The sequence below is a fragment of the Yinghuangia soli genome, from assembly GCF_021502675.1.
Lineage (GTDB): Bacteria > Actinomycetota > Actinomycetes > Streptomycetales > Streptomycetaceae > Yinghuangia > Yinghuangia soli.
Genome location: NZ_JAKFHA010000086.1, coordinates 1 through 1,286, shown reverse-complemented (window position 1 = coordinate 1,286; position 1,286 = coordinate 1). Strand labels below are relative to the sequence as shown.

The 1,286-nt window shown below is 68.7% G+C and carries 2 protein-coding genes and 1 pseudogene; 2 read left to right on the top strand and 1 reads right to left on the bottom strand.

Annotated features, from left to right (window positions below; translation table 11 throughout):
* The first annotated feature begins 309 nt into the window (after nucleotides 1–309).
* Both LZ495_RS43645 and LZ495_RS43640 read left to right on the top strand, forming a co-directional pair.
* A complete protein-coding gene (locus LZ495_RS43645; RefSeq protein WP_235058867.1) occupies nucleotides 310–510 on the top strand; it encodes a hypothetical protein in 201 nt (66 codons plus the stop codon).
* Nucleotides 511–568: 58 nt separating this feature from the next.
* Nucleotides 569–1,120, top strand: coding sequence for a GNAT family N-acetyltransferase (locus LZ495_RS43640; protein WP_235058866.1), 552 nt, complete (start codon nucleotides 569–571; stop codon nucleotides 1,118–1,120).
* Nucleotides 1,121–1,172: 52 nt separating this feature from the next.
* On the opposite strand, the pseudogene LZ495_RS43635 reads toward LZ495_RS43640, so the two are convergent.
* Nucleotides 1,173–1,286, bottom strand: a pseudogene (locus LZ495_RS43635) (IS5/IS1182 family transposase); the annotation flags it as partial.

The following is a 1,286-nucleotide window of genomic DNA, read 5'->3' as shown; positions in this document are numbered from 1 at the left end:
AGGCCTGGTACAACATCCGCAGGCTCCACAGCAGCCTCGGCTACCGCACACCCGTCGAATACGAAACCGCCCTCACAGCCGCCTGAACAACACAACGACGGTGTCCGTCAAAGCGGAGCAAGCGCAGGCTATTGGGCCCATCTGATCACGCAGAACCGCGCAGCCTGGTTCGGGCCGCCCGGCACATCCACCGCGGACCGCCGCGGCAGCACGCGCGAGCGCCGCCGTACGCTGGCATGTCCCTTGGTCCTCACCGTCATCGCCTTGCCGGCCCTCATGGGGTCTGCGTCGCTCCGATGCCTCACCAGCATGGGCGATCCCCTCGGCGCCCCGCCCGAAGAACTGATCCGGCAGGAGATCGCCGCGATCGGCCTCCATCAGGCGATCGTCCTCACCCAGGCTGCGGCCGGACTCCTCCTGGCCGTCGTCGCCGCGGTGACGACCCGCCGCCACCTCCGCAGACTCCGGGCAGCACCGTCCGACGGTGAACCCACCCCGCTGCCCGAGTAGGCCAGAGCCCGCAACTCCGGACACCCCACCACGCCCACCCACCGCCTACGGTTGCACCATGATCGAGAAGCCGGCACCCCGAGTGGAGCTCCACCCACTGAGCACCGCCGACCAGCAGGAATTCTGCGCCCTCGTCCAGGCCAGCGCCGAACTGCACCACCCCTGGATGCAGTTGCCCGCGACCGAGCCGGACTTCCACACCTGGATGACCCGTTTCGAGGACGGCAGCAACCTCGGGTTCCTCATCCGAGTCCGCGACACCGGTGCGGCCGCCGGGATGATCAACATCAACTCGGTCATCCGCGGCCGCTACCAAGGCGCGTCCCTCGGCTACGCCGCCTTCGCGCCGTCCGCCGGACACGGCTACGTGAGCGAAGGCGTCGCGGCCGCCCTGCACTACGCCTTCACCGAACTGCGCCTGCACCGCCTCGAAGCCAACATCCAGCCCGCGAACACCGCCTCACTCGCCCTCGTCCGCCGCCTGAGCTTCCACTACGAAGGCCTCTCCCCCGCGTACCTATACATCAACGGCGCCTGGCGCGACCACGAACGCTGGGCCATCACCGCCCCGGCCCCCTGGACCCCCGACCCGTCCCTCCCCAAGATCTGAACCCGTCCCTCGGTACGCTCGCCGCGACGCCGACCCGCTCTAGGCCCTGTCTTCAATGTGGTTGGAGCCAGAGGAGTGTTGCGGCGAGGGTGACGGCTGCTTCGTAGGAGGTGGCGGTCTTGTCGTAGCGGGTGGCGATGCCGCGGAAGTGCTTGAGGCGGTTGAA